Genomic DNA, 22,443 nt, shown 5'->3' on the forward strand with positions numbered 1-22,443 from the left:
ATAGGTAATATAGCTTGATGCTTTTTTTTAGAAACCGTTAATTTTGTCGCGGCAGATTGTGTTATAGGGGCATGAATCTGTTAGTCGTCGATAATTTTGATTCGTTTACGTATACACTGGTAGACTATCTGCATCAGGCAGGAGCGACCTGTTATGTTGTACGAAACAATGAATCACTGGATCGCCTGACGCAGCAGCCTGTCGATGGTGTTGTGCTTTCGCCAGGACCAGGAACACCCCAACATGCAGGCCGTCTGATGGAGGTAATTGCGTATTATTACCAGCAAGTGCCTCTGTTGGGAGTTTGCCTTGGCCATCAGGCTATCGGCGAGTTTTTTGGGGCTACACTCAGCAGGGCAGCTCGCCCCATGCATGGTAAAGTCTCGACTGTTGAGGTGCAAACCAGCGATGTATTGTTTCGTGGATTGCCCCGCCGATTTGAAGTAACGCGGTACCATTCGTTGCTGTTGCATAGCTTGCCTGATACACTGCTTTGTACGGCCCATACAGATCAGTATGAGCTAATGGCAATGCGACACCGGTATCTACCCATATGGAGTGTACAGTTTCACCCTGAGGCCGCTTTAACAGCATTTGGACTCGATATTTTGTTGAATTGGATTAATTTTTTAAAATTTAGTACAGTTAAGCAGGAAACATTGGCTTCGGCCGAGTTACTGCATAAAAGACACAGCATCGTATGAACTATCAGATTCGGGAAGAAGCGGGATTTCGCTACGTAGATGAGGGACAGGGCGACGTGTTGCTGTTGCTCCATGGCCTGTTTGGTGCGCTCAGCAACTGGGATGGTGTTATTAACGAGTTTTCTGACCGCTATCGGGTAGTTATTCCTATGATGCCGATCTATGAAATGCCTATTCGGGAAGCCAGTCTGGAAGGCCTTGTGGCATTTATCGAGAAATTCGTAGCGGAAAAGAAATTAACCGATCTAACACTGTTAGGTAATTCGCTGGGAGGGCATCTGGCCCTGCTGTATACCTTCAAACATCCCGAGGATGTTCAGCGGCTGGTGCTTACGGGTAGTTCGGGCCTGTTTGAAAACGGCATGGGTGGCTCATTTCCCAAACGTGGTAGCTATGACTACATTGCTGAGCGGGTGGCCTACACATTCTATGATCCTGAAGTTGCTTCCAAGGAGTTAATTGATGAGGTGTTTGAGATTACCAGCAGCATCCCCAAATGCATGAGCATCGTTGGTATCGCGAAATCGGCGCAACGCAACAATGTGGCCAAAGATCTATACAAAATTAACGTGCCCACGCTATTGGTTTGGGGGTTGAATGATACCATTACGCCAGCAGAGGTTGGCTATGAATTTAATCGATTGATTGCCGATTCGGAATTACATTTTATCGACAAGTGCTGCCATGCACCCATGATGGAACATCCCGGTCGCTTTAACGAACTGCTCAATGACTGGCTCGAACGACATCCCGTTGTCAACGAATCGATGTCGGTAGGTAGTTTACAATAAAGACAAATGTTCTGGCTATTTTTAGATTAAATGGGTATTTATTATTCTATTTTGGGGTAAATACCTTAATGAAGTAATTCAGGATAAACTGTTTTTCGCTAAGTTTTGGAAACTATGGCAGAATTTCCGTAGTTTTCTGCCACACAGTTTCTTTTAATTTCAATTCGTATGCTGGCTGCCGAACTCATAGACCCGATGCTACCAGCCCTGAAACCTACCGACACGGTAGAGCAGGCGTTGGATTGGATGCAGGAGCACCGTACCGGGCAACTCGTGCTGATCGACCAGGGAGAATACCGGGGTGTGGTTAGTGAAGAATTATTGATGGATATTCCCGATATCGATCAACCAGTGAGCAATGCAATGCGCCTGTTTGAGCAGATATACGTATATGAGGATCAGCACTTATATGAGATTATGAGTCTGATCATTCAACACCGGATGGATGTGATCGCCGTTCTGAACGAAGGTCGTGAGTTTTCAGGAACCATTTCGGCCAATGAACTGCTAAAACAGTTTGCGCAGGAACTTGGCGTTCAGGAAGCAGGCGCTATTCTGATTCTAAATCTAAATGAGCGTGACTACTCCATGGCCGAAATAAGCCGACTGGTTGAATCAAATAACGTCAAAATAATCAGTAGTTATTTCTCCAGCGCTGCCTATGGTATGCCAGACCGGTCTCGGTTAACACTCAAACTAAATCGTCGGGATATTACGTCTGTTATTTCTACCTTTGAGCGCTTTGGTTATCATATCGAAGCCGCATTTGCCAACGCCCCCGTCGAAAGCATTGATCAGGAGCGGCTCGATTCGCTGCTTCGTTATCTAAATACCTAGTTTTAAGGTTTTTGGTTTATTGCCTACAGAAGTTGCCCGATGGCGCCTGGATTGAAACGGGACTATTATCGTAACCGGTACTCCTGTAGAGCATAAACGGAAAACCGAAACCTTTTTCCATGAAAATCGCCATTCACGGGCGCAACTTTCCCGAGAAAGCCCGGCCGTATATTCAATCTATGTTTGACGAGCTGGCTAAACGTCAGGTCGAAGTTGTTCTCTCTCATGTTTACCGCGAATTCTTAGATAGTGCTGCCGTTTCCCACAACAGCGAAGCCACCTATCAAACCGATCAGGGTATCTCTGACGTTGATTTTATTTTCAGTTTAGGGGGAGATGGCACGCTGCTGGATGCTGTCACTCACGTGGGACCTCAACAAATCCCGATAGTAGGCATCAATATTGGCCGACTAGGTTTTTTGGCTACAGTTGCCCCATCGTCTATTCGGCTGATGATTGACGCGCTCTTTAATGAGCAGTACAGCATCGACGAACGCGTACTGGTTGGGGTTCGATCTAATCCGGATATTTTTGGTAATCTGCCTTTTGGCCTCAATGATTTTACCATTACCCGTACACAAACCTCGTCGATGATAACGGTACACACCTATCTCGATGGCGAGTTTCTGAACTCCTACTGGGCCGATGGTATAATTATTTCGACTCCTTCTGGCTCTACCGGTTATTCGTTAAGCTGCGGTGGACCCGTTTTGCTGCCCCAAACGAATAATTTTATCATTACGCCCATTAGCCCACACAACCTGAATGTGCGGCCCATGATTGTGATGGATACCTGCCAACTGGCGTTTGAAGTTGAAAGTCGCAGCGGAAATTTTCTGGCAGCCCTCGATTCCCGCTCCTTTACGGTGGAGGTATCGGCCCGGATCAGCGTTCAGAAAGAAGCCTTCAAGGCCCGACTGGTGAAACTCAGCGACGATAACTTCCTGAACACCCTTCGGAGTAAGTTAAATTGGGGCTGGGACATCAGAAATTAATAAAACCACGTTAATGTAGATAAGACATATCTGGCAGATGTGGTTTGGAGTGCATGTTTGGCTATACTGGCACTCTCTTTGCTATTCCATTGTATATTTTTCGGTCGTCTTTTCCAATAAAACCGGCTTGGCGGCCGTTTCGGAAATGGCTGACCTTCGGGGCAACCCGGTTGATTCACGAAACTTAACCACATGAAGCGATACCATTATCTGGCAGCGGGTGTTCTGACAGGAGTATGTTTACTCAGCGGTGTGTCAGACAGTGAGGCCCAACGACGGCCGAACACCAAATTTGTTCCCTATTCGTCAGTGAGTTTTGGCGTTGGTTCATCCCACTACTATGGCGATTTGGCCGGTTACCGGCAGTTTATTAAAGCTACCTACATTATGCCGCGCTGGAATGTTGGCCTGGGGTATACCCGGCAATTTACTCCTCATTTTGCGGCAAGAGCCTCCTTTACCTGGGCCCGAATTGCGGGCGACGATTATACCTTCAATAAGGGCAGCATAAATAAGAGCAACGAAAACCTGGTTCAATACACCCGAAATCTACATTTTCGGAATGACCTTAAGGAATTTGCCATTTCTGGGATTTATAACTTTGTAGCCGATGGGCGAAACTCAAACGTGCGGGCTAAACTAACGCCATACGTTTTTGGCGGAATTGCCTTGCTGGCACATAGTCCCGAAGCGCGGACTCCAGCTCCGCCTGACAATGGCGATTACGATCCTCAAAAATGGGTTAAATTACAGCCATTGCATACCGAAGGGCAGGGGCAGCCAGGATACGACAAACCGTATTCTCTCGTTACGGCATCGATTCCGGTTGGCTTCGGGCTTCGGTATCGGTTAAATGAAAACTTTAATCTTGGCTTTGAAATAGGTTATCGCTATACCTTTACAGATTATCTGGATGATGTAGGCGGACCCTATGCTGATCCGGCGGTGTTAACCGGGCTAGCAACGAAAATGGCCGATCGTCGGCAACAGCAGTTTGCCGCTCGTTACAATAATCCTCCCGATCGCTACCAGGTCCTAAAAGATATGTACAATGCCGGGGGCGATAGTCAGACATCAGTTCTGGCCGCTATAAACTCGCCAACTCGTGGGTCAGCAAGCAATATCCTGGGCTTTTTGAAAGACGGCTATATGCTGACGAGTTTTCAAATTCATTATATTATTCCGGGTAAAATTAAATGTCCGCCCATTAAATAAACTGTGAGGAAAGCCCATATCTCTACGGCCCGACTGCTGCTAGTCGGGCTTTTTATCAGCTTCGGTGCCAGTGCCCAGAAGATGGAAGTCGGTGGTGGGTTAGGGGGGATGCTCTATAAAGGAGATGTCTCTCCTCATCTGAACCCTCGCTTTTATCGTCCGGCAGCTAATATGTTTTTTCGTTATAATGCTACCCGATCGTTTTCGCTGCGGGCAGGCCTTGCTATTGGGAGCTTTCAGGCCGACGACAAATTTAGTAATGATCCCCTGCAGCAGGCACGCGATTTCTCATTCAGGAGCACTACCAGCGAAGCTACGGTTGATATGGAGTATAACTTTCTTAACTATAAGCAGACACCTAAAGTTAAAAACTGGACTCCCTATGTTTTTGCGGGCCTGGGTTTGTATAGTTACACCAATCATGTCGTTAAAGCACGCGCCCTGCTTAATTTTCCACTTGGTGTAGGAGTCAAATACGAGATCAAACGCCCCTGGAGCGTCGGGATTGAATTTGGTACCCGATTTACGAATAATGACTACCTCGATGGCCTCGGCGAGCGAACTTTTGGGGTAACAACCAATAAACTGGCCCAGGGGAATCCGGCCCTGAACGACAGTTATACATATACTGCTATTACGGTCAGCTACACCTTCTATACGATTTTTTGCCCATAATCTGCCCAATATCATGAAGCCATCCGCGAATTAGAAACTAAAATTGCGGATGGCTTTGCGCATTATAACTTTTCTCAATCCCACTTCTTCAACCCCAGCAGTTTCTCGCCCAGTTCGGTGAGGGTAGCGGTTTGGTAGCGGGTTTTTTCCCAATTGCGAGGGTCGCCAGGGAACGCATAGCCTTCGGGTGCCTGCCGTTCGCGCCAGGAGGTGATGCGCCACTGCCGCAGGGCTTCGTTGTCTTCTTCGGCGGGCATCATAGAAATATACTGAGCAATCCGAACTTTATCTTTCGATAGATTAGGCCGTATGCCGTGTGGCTGTGTGCTGTTAAAAATCAGCAGATCGCCCGCTTCCATCTTCACTTTTACCAGCTCAAAGCCCGTAACATCGGGTTTGAAATGATCGCGGTCGGCGGGTTGGGTTAATTTCCACGTATCGTAAGTGCGGTATAGCTCTGGAATACACTGGAAACCTCCCATATTCTCGTCGGTCTGGTCGGCCAGCGCCAGAACACCCTGAACATTCTGTGGTTTTGTTTCCGGGTCATAATCCCAATGGATAAATCCTTTAAACTCATGCCCCGGCCGAACCGGAAAATTCAGATTTGCTCGGTCAATAGTCACCCAAAGCTTTTCGGTGCCCCAAATGTCGACGAAGGCATTATAAATGCGCGGATATTGCCGGTTATCCCACTCATACTGGTGATTATAAAGCTCTACCATGCCGCTGTTCGTAAGCTCTTTCATCTTCATTTCGGCGCGGGCGGGGGCATACCAGGTTTCAGGATCGGCTGGGTCTTTTTCTTCGAACTCCCATAGCAGTTTAGCCAGCCGTTCTGCATTTTCTTTAGGGACGGCCTGTTTAATGACAATGTAGCCGTTTTCCTGCCAGAATTTCCAGTCGGCTTCCGACAATACCCGTAAGGGCGCGCCATTCGACCGATCGTTGAGCTTTATTTTGCTGCTTGTAGCAGTTGACGGATTGCCTGGTATCTCTTTATGAGCATTGTTGGGAATCATGGTTGGAGTCATGGTTGTCTGCGTATCCATCGCTAAGTATCAGGGTTTTGCGTTTTTTGGTTATAACAAAGATATTCCTGCTGAATGCCTGATTTCTACTCCCATGATGGCCTTTTTTTGTACTATATTGCTCTTGGTTTGTTATTAAATCAGGAAAGAGTATAGTTTAGTACAAAATTGACTGCTCTATGAAAGTTAAACGGGAGGAAATCAGTCCTGATCTGAACAGCTCATTTCATATTCTGCTGACTCCGCATCTCAACGAGGTCTTTCTTTGGCACTATCATCCAGAATATGAGATCGTCTATATTACGGGAGCGAGCGGAACCCGGCACGTTGGCGATCATATCTCACGTTACGAAGGCAGCGATCTTGTCTTTATTGGCCCTAATATTCCGCATCTCAATTTCGATTATGGCGTGAAGACCGATCATCGGAAAGTAGTGGTTCAGATGAAAGAAGATTTTTTAGGACCGCATTTTTTGCAGATTCCAGAGTTTTCGGACATTGCTCAATTGTTTGAACTGGCCCGGCACGGGATCTCATTTCATGGAGAAACCAAACGTGTTGTGGGCGAAAAGCTTGAGCAGCTCGTGGAATCGTCGCATTTTGACCGACTGATGAGCTTACTAAACATTTTTCAGTACCTGGCTACGAGTACCGAAATGACGCTACTCGACGGAAAGCCCATTGAAAATCAATATAATCTGAAAGAGCAACAACGACTGAAGCTGGTTCACCGGTACATAGAGGAAAATTTTCAACGGAAGATCGACATACAGGAAATGGCAGCTCGCGTGAACCTCACCGAAGCGGCATTCTGTCGATACTTTAAAAAAATGACCCGATTAACGTTTACACAATTTGTGAATCAGTATCGGATAAATCAGGCACAAAAATTACTGCTGCTCGATTATAATGTAACAGAAGCCTGCTTCGCCAGTGGTTTTGAGAGTGTTTCGTATTTTAACAAAACATTCCGAAAAATAACCGGTGAGAATCCAATGCAGTTTAAAAAAAGGCATATCGACCAATAATAAGCTTCTTTTATCAGGGTTCTTTGCTGCTTTATACGGCTTTATTATCGGTTGAAAAAGGAAGACACTGCGTTTGAAGCCGACTTTGCGTATTTTTGAGCCTGTAACTGAAAAAATGAATTAGTGAAGATTGGTTTGACGTCGTTCATGCGAATAGCAGGTTTGATAGCGGCAGTGCTGCTGGGCGGAATTAATGAAGCATCATCGCAGGTGATTACCAACTATTCGGATGAGCCTACGCTTTACGATTACTGCCAGCAATATCAGATACTATATACCAAAATTCGGGAGCAGACCATAACGCCGGATTCGGCCCGACTCGAATTCAGTGGTATCATGAAAGGCTTGAAAGAGCGCTTTCTGAGCTCGGAAACTATTCCGAGCGATAGCCTGCAACGGGATAGCTTGTACCGGTCCGGAACCTATTTTTCGTTTCCGATTCGTGGCTATACAGCAACCGCTATTGGTGGTTCACATGGCGAAGGCTATCGGGGCAATGGCTTCGACCTGTTCGATTATAATGTAAGAGGAAGTCATCCGGCTCAGGATATTTTTGTGGTTGACCGGAATCAGGATAATATTGACGACCGTACGGGCGAGCCGGTCGAAGTGCTGGCCATGAGCAGCGGACTTGTGTTAGCTATTGAAACCGACTGGCATCCTGGTTCCGAATACCGGGGGGGCAATTGGATTTGGGTGTATGACCCAATTTTGCATGGTCTGTTTTATTATGCCCATAACAATAAGGTGCTGGTTACTCCGGGCCAATGGGTGCAGGCCGGGCAGAAACTTGCCGAAATGGGACGATCGGGGTTTAATGCCTACAAGGCCCGGTCGCCAACACACCTGCACCTGATGTATCTTCAGATTCAACCCAATGGACTGCCCCTGCCCCTAAATACCTACCAGTGGCTACTAACAGCCCAATTGTCAAAATAAGTGTACGGTTTGCGGTTGCACTGTAGTAGTAGAACGTATACTAATGGACAGGGCAACCATAAACCCAATCAACTTTCCCGCACCAGATTGACGCCTGTGATCAGGAAAATCATGCCCACAATGAATGGAGCAGCTGATTCGGCTTTCGATACCGTAAGGCCCAGAATTGGTTTTTTATTCGACAGGAAAGCAATTAATGCAAACAGGATCACAACAACACCCAGAATGGTGAGCGAGGCACCAAAAAAACGTCGGAAATTGGTTCGATTCTCCATTGATTCAGTTAAGCAGATTTTTCAGATTCAGTTGATTCCGTATTTAGATTGAGCTCCGGCAGGGTTTTAACTGGTGTCAGGCCCCGTTTGTGTCCCTCTTCAAGCATAAACGGAAAAGCCGCTTCAAGGTTATTGGGCACTACACCATCCAGAATTGCCTCCCGAACAATAGATTTGATTTCACCTATTTCTTTTGAGGGGGGTAAGTTGAAGGTTTCCATAATTAGCTCGCCCGTGATAACTGGCTGAAAATTACGGAGTTTGTCGCGTTCTTCAAGATCATGTAATTTTCGTTCGACGCGGTCGAAATTGCGCAGGTGTTTCTGCACTTTTTCGTAGTTTTTCGAGGTGATATCGGCCCGGCAGAGAGCCATCAGGCCGTCCAGATCTTCGCCTGCTTCAACCAACAAACGACGGAGCGCCGAATCGGTAATTTGCTCTTTAGTTAACGCAATAGGGCGAAGGTGCAGCCGAACGAGTTTCTGAACAAAACGCATATGCTCGTTTAGCGGCAGCTTCATGGTTCTGAAAATACCCGGAACCCAACGCGCTCCCATATCTTCGTGACCATGGAATGTCCAGCCAACTTTTGCATCAAATCGTTTTGTGGCAGGTTTGGCAATGTCGTGTAAAAGGGCTGCCCAACGCAACCAGAGTTCATTCTGTCGCAATAGTTCCGACTGGTCGGCGCGATTGGCGATGTTGTCGAGCACTTGCAGGGTATGATAAAAATTATCTTTATGCCCTTTCCCTTCAATGGTTTCGACACCCTTCAGGGCAATCAGTTCGGGGAAAATACGATCCAGTAAACCCGCATGATACAGTAGCTTGAAACCATAGGAGGGCGTTGGCGACAGAATAATTTTGTTCAGTTCGTCAGTTACCCGCTCGCGCGACACAATGCTGATCCGTTCGTTCATGCGCACAATGGCATCAAACGTATCGGGTTCAATATCGAAGTTTAACTGAGAGGCAAACCGAATGGCCCGCATCATCCGTAATGGATCGTCGGAGAACGTAATGTCTGGATCGAGGGGCGTCCGAATCAGTTTGCGTTTGATGTCTTTCAATCCATCGAACGGGTCAACCAGGTCGCCATAATCATCGCGATTCAGGCTAATACCCATTGCATTAATGGTGAAATCGCGCCGGTTCTGATCATCTTCGAGCGTACCGTCTTCCACAATGGGCTTGCGCGAATCGCTGCGATAGGATTCTTTACGGGCACCCACAAACTCTACTTCCCAGTCATCGCTACTCGTACGGTCGTGCGAAGTCCGGAGCATGGCTGTTCCGAAGTTTTCAAATACGGATACGTTGGTATGTAGCGTACGCCCAACGGCTTCGGCTAGTGCAATACCACTACCTATGCAAACAACATCAATATCTTTTGACGGACGATTGAGGATCAGATCGCGCACAAATCCACCAATGACATAAGCTCGCACGCCAAGCCGACTAGCCTCACGGGCAATAAGGTCAAAAACTGGATTTTTATGTAAAGTGTCGCTGAAATTCATAACTCTGGTATCAGGCTTACGATCGGGTTTATAGTACCATAACCAGACCGAAAACTGTAGACCACAAACGGATTATTTTCGTATAAAGTTTACTTCTCCGCCAATGCCCAATCGCATAATACGCGGGCGTCGTGGCATTCCGGGCAGGGTGCCAAATTGGCCCTTACTGGCGGCTTTGGCGGCTGGTGGTAACGTCAGCGACTCGAAAGGGATGCTAAGCAATCCACGCCCAAACCCCCCAATCAGTTGTTGAACGTCGGGATTCAGTGCTCGCCGAACGGCAAGTTCACCCAGGGTTTCTGGTGTGTTGCTGGAGGCAAGTAATTCGCTGGAGACATTTTTCCCCTGATCATAAACGATTGTTAAGGGATTTTCGGCAAATTCAACCACGTCGTAGGCAATGTCTGGAAGCGTAGCGACATACAAGACTAGTTGGTCTGCACTCTGAATGATTACAGTTGGATACTGGCCAGCGGGCATACTAGCCCGAAATGATAGTAGTTGCTGAACGGCAGCGTTGTTGGTTGGGTCGGCAACAAGAGACCAGCCCGTTTCGTCGGCAAGGGCAATGAGTTGTCCCTGTCGGAGTTGGTAAGTGATATCGCGGATGCTAGAGGTCATAATTAACCCGCGAAAATACAGCAAGTTTAGGAAAACCGCGCGCCTAAGTTTTATTTGGATGGTCGAACGACTTTCCACTGCCAGACAGGGCCTTCGTTCGGATCGTCAAAGGCATCGTTAAAGCGCATACCGCATTTTTCAAGTACTCGTACGGATGCATTCATTTCGGCCAGTGTATGTGCCTGCACAATCAACACATTGGGGTGCTCAAATGCATGGTCAATCAGTGCCTGGGCCGTTTCGGTAGCCAGCCCCTGTCCACGGTAGATAGGGTAGATTTCATAGCCAATTTCGACCATACCTGCTGAGTCAGGTTTGCCTTTGTAGCCGCCAACTCCAGCAAGCGCATTATCAGCCCGATGGATGAATAAATAAAGCCACCAGGGGCCTTCACTCGCATCGTCGGCCAAAACGGCGTGAGTATACCGAAATATGTCCATGCCAAACTCGCTCAAAACAGCCGGTACTTTAATCGAAAGGTGTTGGCTCAGCTCGGTTGGACCAGCAAAGAGAGCTTCGTAGGTAGGCAGGTCGAGCGGAAGTAATGTTAAGCGGGTAGTGGTAATAGGCAGCATACACGTAGAAGAGAAATTAACCAGTTTCTTTACGAGCATGAGCCGCGGGGCTTGCCCGTAAAGAAACTGGTTAATGAATGCTATTTTCCTGCATTCAAGGCTGTTACGGCCTCGGGCTGATAGTTATACCAGTATTCGATCAGATCGGCTATCAGACCAGTCCAGCCGGTTTGGTGGTTCGCGCCAAGGCCAGCACCTGTATCGCCGTGAAAATATTCGTAGAATAGGTAAAGGCCCTGGAAATTAGGGTCGTTTTGCATTTTTTCCTGATGGCCATAGGCGGCAATTCGTCCATTGCTATCGCGTCGGAAAATATTCATTAATCGTTCAACGACCAGAATCGTAGCTTCCTTAATGCTCATGACCTGCCCTGAGTTGGTCGGATATTCAATTTCAAAATCGTCGCCATAGTACTGGTAGAACTTAAGTAAAGCGTCGACCAGCAGGAAGTTTACCGGAAACCAGATGGGCCCCCGCCAGTTAGAATTACCACCGAACATGCTCATTTCCGATTCGGCCGGTACGTAGCGAACCTGGAAGATCTCGCTGTTCAGTTCGAATTGATACGGTGTTTTTTCGTGGTACTTCGATAAAGCCCGGATGCCATAATCAGAGAGAAATTCGGTTTCGTCGAACATCCGTTTCATGATCATTTTCATCCGATGGCCCCGCAGCAGACTCAATAAGTGTGTTTCGCCTTTGCCAGGTTCGTGCCAGCGCGAAATCAGTGAGGCCAGGTCGGGTCGGTTGGTAAGCACCCACTCCACGCGCCGTTTAAAATCTGGGAGCTTAGACAACAGCTCTTCGTCCAGAATCTCAACAGCAAACAAGGGAATCAGGCCCACCATAGAGCGGATTTTGAGCAGGCGGGCGTTTTGGTCGGGTGTATGTAATACATCATAATAAAACTGATCGACTTCGTCCCAGAGGCTAATATTTTGTTTGCCGAGGTTATTCATAGCCGACGCAATGTGCAGGAAGTGCTCGAAAAACTTGCTGGCCATATCCTGATAGGAGGGGCGGGTCAGTGAAATCTCGCAGGCTATCCGAAGCATATTCAGCGTATACATTGCCATCCAGCCCGTGCCGTCGGCCTGTTCGATGCGTCCGCCCATGGGCAGAGGCTGCGACCGGTCAAAAACGCCGATATTATCCAGCCCCAGGAACCCACCCCCAAAAATATTATTTCCGGCTACGTCTTTTCGATTGACCCACCACGTAAAATTCAGCAGGAGCTTATGAAACACCCGTTCGAGGAATCCTACGTCGCCAACGCCATTGAGGTCGCGGTCGATCTCGTAGACTTTCCAGGTTGCCCAGGCATGAACCGGCGGGTTTACATCGCTGAAGTTCCACTCGTAGGCAGGTATCTGGCCGTTGGGATGCATATAATATTCCCGCAGAATAACGGCCAATTGCCGCTTGGCAAAATGAGGGTCAAGCCGGGCCAGCGTCAGTGTATGAAAAGCCAGGTCCCAGGCGGCAAACCACGGATATTCCCATTTGTCGGGCATCGACAGAATGTTGGCCGTATACATATGCCGCCAGCTTTCGTTACGTGCGTATACACGCCCCTGAAAAGGCACTGGCATTTTAGGGTCGCCTTTGAGCCATTCGTTCACATTGTAGTAATAAAACTGCTTGTTCCAGAGCATACCCGCATAAGCCTGCCGCTGAATGGCCAGCAGTTCGGTGTCGGTAACGTTTTTTTGCAGCTCCCCAAAAAAAGCGTTGGCTTCGGTCAGCCGTTTGTTCCAGATTTCATCAAAATCGGCAAAGGGTTGAGCCAAATGGGTTTGGTCACTAAAACGAAGGCGAATGCTTACGCTGCTCCCGGCCGGTATTTGTCGGGTATACTGCGCTGAGGCTTTTGTGCCAATTTGATTTGGATTGATAAACCCTTTTTTACCTCCCGAGGTAATATAGTTATTGATTGAGTCTTTTGGGTGTTTCGACAGGTTAGGACGACCATAGAGCCGTTCGGTATTGGTTTCGTTTTCGCAGAAAAGCAGGGCGTCGGCGTCTTCGCAATACAGTTTGTATTTTCCTAACTGTTTATGATTGACCTCGATTTGCCGGTTGCCAATGCCATTGAGCATTGGTTTGGCATTGTATTGTTCATACCCCCACGACCAGGTATTTCGGAACCAGATGGTAGGCAACAGAGTCAGAGGAGCAGGCTTTTCCGAACGGTTATGAGCCGTTACTTTTACCAGCCAGTCATTCTGGTCGGCTTTGGCATATTCAATGAATATATCGAAATACTCATCATTGTTAAAGATGCCCGTGTCCATTAGCTCAAACTCAGGCTCCTGACGGCCCCGGCGCGATGTTTCGATGACCAGCCGATTGTAGGGATACTCCTGCTGCGGATATTTATACAGCATTTTCATGTACGAATGGGTCGGTGTACTATCCAGATAGTAGTACAATTCCTTCACATCTTCGCCATGATTACCTTCCGGGCCTGACAGGCCAAAAAAGCGTTCTTTCAGAATGTTATCCTTATGATTCCAGAACGCCAGCGCAAAGCAGATATGGCCTTTATTATCCGATATGCCCCCAATTCCCTCTTCGCCCCAGCGATACGCACGGGAACGGGCCATATCGTGGTTTACATGATTCCATGCATCACCATAGGGGCTATAGTCCTCGCGGACTGTTCCCCAGGCACGATCTGAAAGATAAGGACCCCATTTTTTCCAGCCTTTGTTGTCGGCTCGTTCGTAAATACGTTCGCGCTCTGCTGTTGGCATTTGTTGTACGGTAGGTTAATAGTTGTTAGTTTTTATCCTTGCATTGAAACAAAAACAAATCATGTAGTTACATTGAAAGAGTTGCAAAAACGCCTGTTTTGGTAACTAATTGATTACTAGATAGGTTTCTGTAAGTCGATGGCAGAGCATATCTCCTTAGACTGAAAAAGTACAGCACCGTCTCATTTTTCCTTTACTGCTGCCAGCACTCGCCTGATCAGTTCGTTAGGATTACCATTATGCCATCGCCAGACAATCACAAGATCATGTTCGGGATCGACCCAAATAGTGTTTGAGCCAGCTCCCAGGGCCGCAAAACTGGTGGCAGGAGCATCGGGCCATGCTTTTTTACCCGTTTTGCTCGTTCCGGTATTTAGCCACCACAGGTAGCCATAATCAGGACCAACAGGACTTGGCGTTGTTGCCTGTTTCACCCAATTTGCTGAAACAATCTGTTGGTTCTTCCAACGACCCTGACGCAAAAACAGATAGCCGAAACGGGCTTCGTCGCGGGTGTTGATCCAGAGGCCACCGCCCCAGCGAGTTCCACCACTTACGGATGGCATTTGCTTACCATCGACCTCTGCAACTGCATTTGGGTAAGGCACATATTGCCAGGTAGTTGATGCCCCAATAGGGTTCATAATTTCATCTTTAACGACCTCGGGCAGGGGTTTCTTCCATAATCGCAGCAACGATAGTGCCAGTCGGTTGATCCGAACGTCGTTATATTCATAATAAGAACCCGGCTCTTGAAGTGTACGCGGTTTGCGTTCGCCTTTGCCAAAGGCTTCTTTACCAACGAAATCACTATTTTTCCCCCAGAGAGTGCCTTCCCATTCGCTACTTTGCTGGAGGTGATTTTCCCAGGTTATGGGTTTATTTTGGGCCGATTCGTAACCGCCGTCATGAATCAAATTGGCCACCGGTTCGTGAATGTCGGGAATCATACCGCGCTCCAGCGTAATGCCCGCTACAGTCGACAAAACGCTCTTGGCAACACTGTAAGTAGGATCTGGGCGTCTGGTGTCGCCCCATTCGGCAACAATATAGCCATGCCGTAGAACAATGCCATTCGTGGCTGCCCGGCTGGAGGGCATTGGGCCTAGCAGCTTGCCAAAAATTTCTTCCTGCGTTGAAAAGTCAGGAGCCATCTGTTTGGTTTCCTGCGTTTTGGCAAAGGCAACTGCTTCGTTGAGCAAAGCCGCATCCATACCCGCTTTTTCCGGAGCAAGGTGTGCCCAGTTATCACCTTCAGGAGGGAAATAAAGTTTCGATACAGAAGCCGATCGACGACAGCCTGCTAAAACAAGCAGCGCTAACGCAATGAAAGCAAGTCTTCGGAAAAGAGGTAAGGGCATCTTCACTATTGAATCGGTGTTTTCCCAGTACTGCTTTGAGAAACTAAAGCTCTAAGTTATAGGATTTAAGGAAAAATTTAGCCCGTTTGAGGACGAGAATCTAAAGCTTCTTTGTCAATTTATAAACCCTCTTAGGTATGTACTATAAAAGCCGAGTAAGTATAATTTTTCTATATATATAGTAGGATAATTTAACAGAATGGAGAAAACAGACGATTGGGTTTTGTGATTTTTAACGAAACATTAACCTCCATTTTATTACGTTTTGGGTACTATTTCTGTTTTATGTACAGACAATGAACCTCCCCGATGCCCGATACAGACGGTGTCGGTTTTCGCGGTACCGGGCTAGCTCGTTGTGGTTTTAAACAAGATCATTCAAGACGAGGAAGCACATTCCTAAGCTAGATTGTCAATCATGAAAACGCTTTTTTTGAATACACCTGCCAAGTCGTTACTGCTTACTGTTGGATTACTAGTAGGCGGGTATCAACTAGCTGTTGCTCAGGCACCAGACGCCGGGCAGCAGTCGATTGTCAATACCGATAAAACAATTGTTCCGGCCATTGCTCCTTATCGCGACGATGTTCGTCGATCCATTCTATTGGTGAGTGCACAGCCCCTAGTACTCGATAAACTGGCTCAGCAACGACAGGCCAGTCAGCAGGCATTTACTACCTTGATTCAATCGTATGGTCAGAATAAACAAAGCTGGTTCTATACCCTGTCACGGTACCCCGATCTTATGCACACGTTAGCTACTTTGCCTGCGGGTAGTAGCGAATCGTCGGTAAATGCCTTAACGAATACTTTGCCTGCTGATTTGCAGGAGGCAGCCTGGAAACTATATCGCCATCACAACAACGATTTGGTTGAGGTCGATAATCTGAATCAGCGGGCTCAGCAAAATTTTGAAGAGCTGATTGCTCCCCTCGATGTATCGACTCAGACCGCATTTCGGCAACTGATTGATATGCCCGACGTGCTGAGCCAATTGACCGACCACCTGGACCTGACTACGCAATTGGGAGAAGCCTATATGGCTAATCCCGACCAGGTTACGAAAGATCTGACCGCCCTGCACGATAGTCTGGATGTACAGAATCAGCAGGAACTGGCCGATTATCAGAATCAGCTCAACAACGATCCGCAGGCTCGTCAGGAGCTACAGCAGGCCGGGCAGGCCTATGCACAGGCAAATGGGTACAACACCGGCATCAACCCAAATCCGGCCTGGGTTAATAGTTCGTACTATTACCAGAATCCCTATTCGTTCTGGTTTGGGTATCCATACTGGTATGGGTCGCCGATGTGGTATCCGGGAGCCTGGTGGTATAATACGGGTTTCTATTATGGCTTAGGTGGCAATATGGTTGTGTTTGGTCTGCCCTCATTTGGTTTTTCAAACTGGTTTTTTGGACGGGGGTACTACAATTATCCGCACCTGTATAATCGGTTTAACACCTATTATTCCCGCAACATCGGGGCACACCGTTTCTGGGCACCGGCCAACGCAGGCTTCATGACAGCGGCTCGTCGGGCATTTGCTCCAACGGCAGGCTTTAACAATGCACGTGGTAACTGGCTAACCAATGCCGGTCAGTATCATCGTCCTCAGAACTGGAGTGCGCCATCACGGGGTACGGTTGTTCGCCCTAACATGAATGCAAACGCTGGTGGATATCATATGCAGGCCTGGGGTGGTGCTCGTACCTATAATGGTGGTGGTTTCCGCAGCGGAGGTTTTAGTGGTGGTGGCTTTCACGGTGGTGGCTTCGGTGGCGGTGGTTTCCACGGTGGTGGCCGACGCTAAGCCGATGGTCGAAATCAAGCCGAACTTACCGTAAATTGTAACTGGAAATCAGGTCAGAGCTCGCTTAGCTTTGGCCTGATTTAGTTGTTATAGAACTGCTCTGCCCAAAGTAGGCCGCGTGTGTGCGTGTTTTTGAAGGAGTAGTATGAAACGAGGTTAATTCAGTAGTATAGAACAGAGCTGGCTAGCTTTGCTGAAGTTTTATACATATACGTTTCATGGTAAAAGTCTTCCTGTCGGTAACCTGTTCCGTTCTTCTTTTCAGTACAATTCCGGGCATCGCTCAGACCGGTAGCCCAAATGAACCTGTTCGATACGTGGGTGGGCAGACCGTAGACCCCAGCTTGCATGAAGGGCGGTTGCGCTATGCTATTGGCACCGAAAATCGTCAGACATTACGGGCTAATCGAACGCACCCCAACTATGCCGAAAAATATGGATGGACGTATAACCATGCGTCGAACCTCTGTTACTGGGAGGGAACGTTTTTCCAGCAGTATCTCAGTAATCCAGTTGACGAACATATTGCTCCCGGCCAGACGCTACTGATTAAATCGAAAGATGGACGCCACTGGGCAACGCCCGAAGTGGTGTTTCCGCCTTATAAAGCACCGGAAGGCGTAAAAATTAAGGAAGGGTATAATGGCTACATGATGCATCAGCGCATGGGGTTTTATGTAGCGCCCAATGGTCGACTTTTAGTACTGGGTTTCTATGGTCATACCGAAGACCCTTTTGGAGAGGGAGGAATTGGGCGCGTAGTGCGGGAAATATATAAGGATGGACGTTTCGGGCCGATCTTTTTTATTCGTTATGAAAGCGAGGCATCCTGGAATGAAACCAATACCAGCTATCCATTCTACAAAAAATCGCCTGATGCGGGCTTTATTGCTGCCTGCGATGCGCTGCTGCAGGACCGGCTGAAAACATTCCAATGGTACGACGAAGATCATGGGGTTGATGGGTTTTACAACTATAACAAATCGGGACAGGCGTTATCCTACTACCACCGCAAAGACGGTAGGGTGGTGGCTCTCTGGAAACATGCCCTGGCTGGCTTGTCTGACAACGAAGGCAAAACGTTTTCCGAACCTGTGAATGTGCCGACCTTATTGATGTCGGGAGGAAAACAATGGGGCCAGCGCACCGAAGATGGACGGTATGCGATTAGCTATAACCCTATTGAGCAGTCGGAATATCGCTACCCATTGGTTGTTATTACTGGCGACGACGGCATTCTGTTCGATAACATGCTGCTGGTTCACAGCGAAGTGCCTCCCCGGCGTTTTAGTGGGCGCTGGAAGGATTTTGGCCCGTGCTACATGCGAGGTATTGTGGAAGGCAATGGCAATCCTCCCGGTAGTGATATGTGGCTAAGTTATACTGTCAACAAAGAAGATGTGTGGATTAGCCGAATTCCCGTGCCGATAACCTATGCCGTGAAAGGTACTGTCAATGATACATTTGACGGGCTGATACTGGATGGTTCGGTACCCGACTGGAATATTTACGCACCGCTCTGGGCACCCGTTTCGGTGGTTAAAACACCGGGTAAAGCAGGGCAGGCACTTAAACTATTCGATCAGGATTTGTATGACTATGCGCGGGCTATTCGGGTTTTTGAAGAGGGAACTAAGGTGCATACAACCATCGATGTTTATGCCGAAGCCTCCAATACGGGTCGACTTGAACTTGATCTGGCCGACCAATTTGGAAACCGACCCGTACGCATTCGTTTTGACGAAAGTGGACAAATTATGGCTACGGATGGCCATGTTGAGAAATCGGTTCTCGTTTACCAAAAACGGAAGTGGTATCGTGTTGAAATTGAAACCGAGGCTACCCTGCACGGAACTTATTCGCTGACAATTGATGGTAAAAAGGTTCTGAACAAGGCTCAGTTAGCCGAAGCCGTGAAATCCATCGAACGATTGTCGGTTCGAACGGGGGCGTTTCGGGATTCTCCTACCCGACAAACCCCCAACGAAACAAACGACCCTCCGCTCAAAGGGGCCGACGAGCCTTGTGCACCAACATCGTTTTATATTGATAATGTTTTGATTAAAGCCAGTAAATAAGAACACCGTTTGCGAGCCGGAACGTGGGTTCGGTATGGTCTAGCGTTCCAGCTTAAAGCCATCGTCGACCCGGACGCGCTGAGGACGGTTGGCCACATCCCAGCCCGTAAGGTAAATCCAGCGGGCTATCCGTGTAACTTTTTCTGTATTGATGCGATCGGGTTCGTCTTTGGGCGTGTGATAATCAGCATGGAGCAGGGTTGTAAAGGCAATGGCCGGAATATTGGCCCGGGCATAGGGCAGGTGGTCTGACCGGAAATACCAGCCTTCGGGATGGTCGGGTTTGTCCCAGAGCGTATCGAGTTTGAAATGGGCTTCCGACTGATTGACGGCCAGCGCGGCATTGACCAGATCGGTAGAGTTTCGGTGGGGTGGTTGCTGGCCCAGAATACAGGCGCTGTCGGGAGCGTTTCGGCCAATCATTTCGGCGTTCAGAACGGCTACAATCGATCCTTTAGGCACAGTAGGTTTCTCCACAAAATAACGCGACCCCAGCAAACCGCGTTCTTCGGCACCGTGGAAAACAAACAGGGCCGAGCGTTTTCCGGGTTGTTTGGCAAAAGCCCGTCCAATAGCCATCGTGGCCACGCAGCCGCTGGCATTGTCGTCGGCACCGTTCCAGATCGAGTCGCCAGCAACCGCCCGACGAACGCCATCGTGGTCCTGATGGGTACTGAAGAGCACATACTCGTCTTTGAGCTTCGGATCGGTTCCCGGAACCTTCGCTACTATATTGACCGATGGATAGTTAAAACTTTCGACATTGACGACGTTGGTAAATTGCTGACCGGGCTGTTTGATCCATTCCAATGCACTGGCCGGTAGCCAAACCGTAGGTGCCTGCGAGAAAACGCGGGTGTTTGGGCCGCCCGGTAAGTCGTAACGGCCTCGTTCGAGCCCAGTGGTCCAGCGGTCAAAATAGAATTGGGCATCAGCGTTGGAAACCCAGATAACGGCCAGCGCACCCGCTTTGACCAGCTCTGCTGCCTTGCGATTCATGGTGCCAAACAGAAATCGGCGGTAACTCAATTCGGCTGGCGCCGTTCCCGAAAATTCCAGCGCTACGGCTTTGCCTTTAATATCAGCTTTTGCCAGCTCTTCGGGCGTTCCTTTGCCCACAAAAACCAATGGCGCATCGACCGATGCAATGGCTGGTGCCAGAATAAAGGCATCCTGGCCGTGCGTAAGCTGATGGGTTCCGATAGTCAGGCGACTGGTTTCGGTAATACGTGTCCGCTGAATGTGGAAAAACTGAAAGAATGTTCCATCGTCACCCGCCGGTTGCAGCCCCATTGCCCGAAGCTGATCCGCAATCCAGACCGATGCTTTTAGCTCATCGAGCGAGCCGCCTTCCCGGCCCCGAAAATGATCGCCCGCCAGCGCAAAAAGATCACGTTTGATGTCCGTTTCTTTAATGGCCGACAGTGCATTACTGCCTTTGCTGGGGGTAGACTGTGCCTGTGCTGGTAAAGCCGTGAGGAAAATGAGTAAGAATCCCAGGCAAGCGGTAACGTAAAGAATCCGTCGAAAATTCAGATAAATCATTATTTCGTTATACGTTGATGATTGGGTAAAAACAAATATACACAGAGTCGGCACGCCGTAGAGCGCTACATCAATAAATCATTAACTTGGGGAAATAAATGCCCTGATATGAAACAGACGTACCTCGTATTCCTACTGCTATTTTCTGTTTTTGCCAGATTTCCTCTCGCAGCACAGCCCAACAAAACCGGGCGTTCTAAAAAAACGACTCCAGATCCCGTTGCTCAGTTTGATCGTTACGTTCAGCAGGCGGTTCGCGACTGGCAGGTGCCCGGTATGACCGTTACGGTCGTAAAAGATGGACGGATATTGTTTAAAAAAGGCTATGGCGTTCGGGTACTGGGAAAACCGGAACCGGTCGATACGCAGACACTTTTTGCTATGGCATCGACTACGAAGGCCATGACGGCGGCTTGTCTGGGTATGCTCGTGGACGAAGGGAAACTGCATTGGGACGATCCCGTGACCGATTATCTGCCCGATTTTCAATTGTATGATCCGGCGGTTACCCGAGAGCTACGTGTACGGGACCTGCTGATTCATGACACCGGTGTTGGAAATGCTGATTTTCTGTGGGCGGCTATGCAAATTCCGTCCGACGAAATTCTGCATCGGATGCGGCTCGTGAAACCAGTTTATTCATTCCGGTCGAGTTTTATTTACCAGAATATCATGTATCTGGCGGCTGGGAAAGTGGTCGAAAAAGTGAGTGGAATGCCCTGGGAACTGTTTATTCGGAAGCGTATTTTCGAGCCTTTGGCCATGAGCCGGACGTGCGCCATGTTCAGGGAGGTGACGGATGCGAATCGGGCGAAACCACATATCGAACTAAACGACACCATCCGGCTGGTCGATAGTCGGCAGGAAGAAGGGCTGGTCGATGCGGTTGGGCCGGCTGGATCGGTCTGGACCTGCCCCGACGATATTGCGGCCTGGATGCAGTGTATGCTCGATAGCGGCCGCTATAATGGCAAAACGCTCCTGAAACCGGCCACCTGGGCCGAACTGTTTAAACCACAAACGTTTGTGACTGATAGCCAGTTTTATCCGACCCAGCAACTGACCAGGCCCGTCTGGAAAACGTATGGGCTAGGCTGGTTCCAGCACGATTATCGCGGACACCGGGTAAACTTTCATACGGGTAGCCTGACGGGGATGATTGCCATTCATGGGCAGTTGCCAGATGAGAAACTGGCCGTTTATGTACAGGGCAATCTCGATCATGCCGAGCTTCGCCATGCCATCATGTACCGGGCCTTCGATGAGTTTGGGTTAGGCACACCCCGCGACTGGAGCGCCGAATTTCGGCAGCTCTATGGCAGTATAAAACAGCGGGCTAAACTTGCCCAGCAAAAAGCCGATAGTGCCCGTGTGCCCAATACAAAACCATCGTTGCCTATGTTGGCCTATGTTGGAAGTTACAGTAGCCCCTTGTATGGCAAAGCCGAAGTAACACTTCAGGATGGTAGTTTGCGGGTCTCAGTCAATAAAGTAATGACGGGCAAACTCGCGCATTGGCACTACGATACGTTCCGGTTTATTTATGACCAGTTCTGGAACGGGAATGACCCGGTGAGCTTTGTGCTTAACACGCAGGGAAAGGTTGGTAAGCTGGTTTGGGGAGGAATTGAACTGGACAAAGCCCCCGACAATTCGGGTAAAGGAGTGGCCGAGCGGTAAGCGC

Annotated in this window: 19 protein-coding genes; 11 read left to right on the forward strand and 8 right to left on the reverse strand. The window is 48.6% G+C overall.

Translation table 11 applies throughout. The features are described from left to right. Positions 1-71: 71 nt before the first annotated feature. From WBJ53_RS13505 to WBJ53_RS13530, 6 genes are all read left to right on the forward strand, one after another. Complete coding sequence (locus WBJ53_RS13505; protein ID WP_338876664.1) at positions 72-704, forward strand: aminodeoxychorismate/anthranilate synthase component II; 633 nt, start codon at positions 72-74, stop codon at positions 702-704. Next, positions 701-1,495, forward strand: a complete 795-nt coding sequence (locus WBJ53_RS13510; RefSeq protein WP_338876665.1) for an alpha/beta hydrolase — start codon at positions 701-703, stop codon at positions 1,493-1,495. The genes WBJ53_RS13505 and WBJ53_RS13510 overlap by 4 nt, the downstream gene beginning before the upstream one ends. 168 nt (positions 1,496-1,663) lie before the next feature. Further along, positions 1,664-2,332, forward strand: coding sequence for a CBS domain-containing protein (locus tag WBJ53_RS13515; RefSeq protein ID WP_338876666.1), 669 nt, complete (start codon positions 1,664-1,666; stop codon positions 2,330-2,332). A 119-nt stretch (positions 2,333-2,451) separates the two neighbouring features. Further along, the gene (locus WBJ53_RS13520) at positions 2,452-3,327 is read left to right on the forward strand and encodes an NAD kinase (protein WP_338876667.1); all 876 of its coding nucleotides are present in this window, start codon (positions 2,452-2,454) and stop codon (positions 3,325-3,327) included. Between the two features lie 192 nt (positions 3,328-3,519). Then, complete coding sequence (locus WBJ53_RS13525; protein ID WP_338876668.1) at positions 3,520-4,542, forward strand: DUF6089 family protein; 1,023 nt, start codon at positions 3,520-3,522, stop codon at positions 4,540-4,542. Positions 4,543-4,545: 3 nt separating this feature from the next. Further along, positions 4,546-5,217, forward strand: coding sequence for a DUF6089 family protein (locus WBJ53_RS13530; RefSeq protein ID WP_338876669.1), 672 nt, complete (start codon positions 4,546-4,548; stop codon positions 5,215-5,217). A gap of 74 nt (positions 5,218-5,291) precedes the next feature. Here the strand turns inward: WBJ53_RS13530 and WBJ53_RS13535 are convergent, their stop codons facing one another. Then, positions 5,292-6,269, reverse strand: coding sequence for a phytanoyl-CoA dioxygenase family protein (locus WBJ53_RS13535; protein WP_338876670.1), 978 nt, complete (start codon positions 6,267-6,269; stop codon positions 5,292-5,294). A gap of 158 nt (positions 6,270-6,427) precedes the next feature. Here WBJ53_RS13535 and WBJ53_RS13540 point away from each other — a divergent pair, with 158 nt between their 5' ends. Beyond that, positions 6,428-7,276, forward strand: a complete 849-nt coding sequence (locus tag WBJ53_RS13540) for an AraC family transcriptional regulator (protein ID WP_338876671.1) — start codon at positions 6,428-6,430, stop codon at positions 7,274-7,276. Positions 7,277-7,423: 147 nt separating this feature from the next. Then, the gene (locus tag WBJ53_RS13545; RefSeq protein WP_338876672.1) at positions 7,424-8,215 is read left to right on the forward strand and encodes a M23 family metallopeptidase; all 792 of its coding nucleotides are present in this window, start codon (positions 7,424-7,426) and stop codon (positions 8,213-8,215) included. A 68-nt stretch (positions 8,216-8,283) separates the two neighbouring features. Here the strand turns inward: WBJ53_RS13545 and WBJ53_RS13550 are convergent, their stop codons facing one another. The 6 genes from WBJ53_RS13550 to WBJ53_RS13575 form a co-directional block, all read right to left on the reverse strand. Next, positions 8,284-8,490, reverse strand: coding sequence for a hypothetical protein (locus tag WBJ53_RS13550; protein ID WP_338876673.1), 207 nt, complete (start codon positions 8,488-8,490; stop codon positions 8,284-8,286). An 8-nt stretch (positions 8,491-8,498) separates the two neighbouring features. Then, a complete protein-coding gene (locus WBJ53_RS13555) occupies positions 8,499-10,010 on the reverse strand; it encodes an HD domain-containing protein (protein ID WP_338876674.1) in 1,512 nt (503 codons plus the stop codon). Positions 10,011-10,082: 72 nt separating this feature from the next. Further along, positions 10,083-10,631 (reverse strand): Sua5/YciO/YrdC/YwlC family protein, encoded by a 549-nt coding sequence (locus WBJ53_RS13560; protein ID WP_338876675.1) that lies wholly within the window; start codon positions 10,629-10,631, stop codon positions 10,083-10,085. Positions 10,632-10,681: 50 nt separating this feature from the next. Next, on the reverse strand, positions 10,682-11,206 hold the full coding sequence (locus WBJ53_RS13565) for a GNAT family N-acetyltransferase (protein WP_338876676.1): 525 nt from the start codon (positions 11,204-11,206) through the stop codon (positions 10,682-10,684). A gap of 80 nt (positions 11,207-11,286) precedes the next feature. Further along, positions 11,287-13,962 carry a glucosidase gene (locus tag WBJ53_RS13570; protein WP_338876677.1) on the reverse strand — a complete coding sequence of 892 codons (2,676 nt, stop codon included), beginning with the start codon at positions 13,960-13,962 and terminating at the stop codon, positions 11,287-11,289. Positions 13,963-14,144: 182 nt separating this feature from the next. Next, entirely contained in the window at positions 14,145-15,323 is a 1,179-nt protein-coding gene (locus tag WBJ53_RS13575) for a serine hydrolase (protein ID WP_338876678.1), read from the reverse strand. Between the two features lie 418 nt (positions 15,324-15,741). Here WBJ53_RS13575 and WBJ53_RS13580 point away from each other — a divergent pair, with 418 nt between their 5' ends. Next, positions 15,742-17,136, forward strand: coding sequence for a hypothetical protein (locus WBJ53_RS13580; RefSeq protein WP_338876679.1), 1,395 nt, complete (start codon positions 15,742-15,744; stop codon positions 17,134-17,136). A gap of 218 nt (positions 17,137-17,354) precedes the next feature. After that, complete coding sequence (locus tag WBJ53_RS13585; RefSeq protein ID WP_338876680.1) at positions 17,355-19,214, forward strand: hypothetical protein; 1,860 nt, start codon at positions 17,355-17,357, stop codon at positions 19,212-19,214. A 39-nt stretch (positions 19,215-19,253) separates the two neighbouring features. Here WBJ53_RS13585 and WBJ53_RS13590 read toward each other — a convergent pair whose 3' ends face one another. Continuing rightward, on the reverse strand, positions 19,254-20,759 hold the full coding sequence (locus tag WBJ53_RS13590; protein WP_338876681.1) for a M28 family peptidase: 1,506 nt from the start codon (positions 20,757-20,759) through the stop codon (positions 19,254-19,256). Positions 20,760-20,867: 108 nt separating this feature from the next. Between WBJ53_RS13590 and WBJ53_RS13595 the strand changes: the two genes are divergently transcribed. Then, positions 20,868-22,439 carry a serine hydrolase gene (locus WBJ53_RS13595; RefSeq protein ID WP_338876682.1) on the forward strand — a complete coding sequence of 524 codons (1,572 nt, stop codon included), beginning with the start codon at positions 20,868-20,870 and terminating at the stop codon, positions 22,437-22,439. Positions 22,440-22,443: the final 4 nt, after the last annotated feature.

Origin of the sequence: Spirosoma sp. SC4-14 (assembly GCF_037201965.1) — a bacterium.
Lineage (GTDB): Bacteria > Bacteroidota > Bacteroidia > Cytophagales > Spirosomataceae > Spirosoma.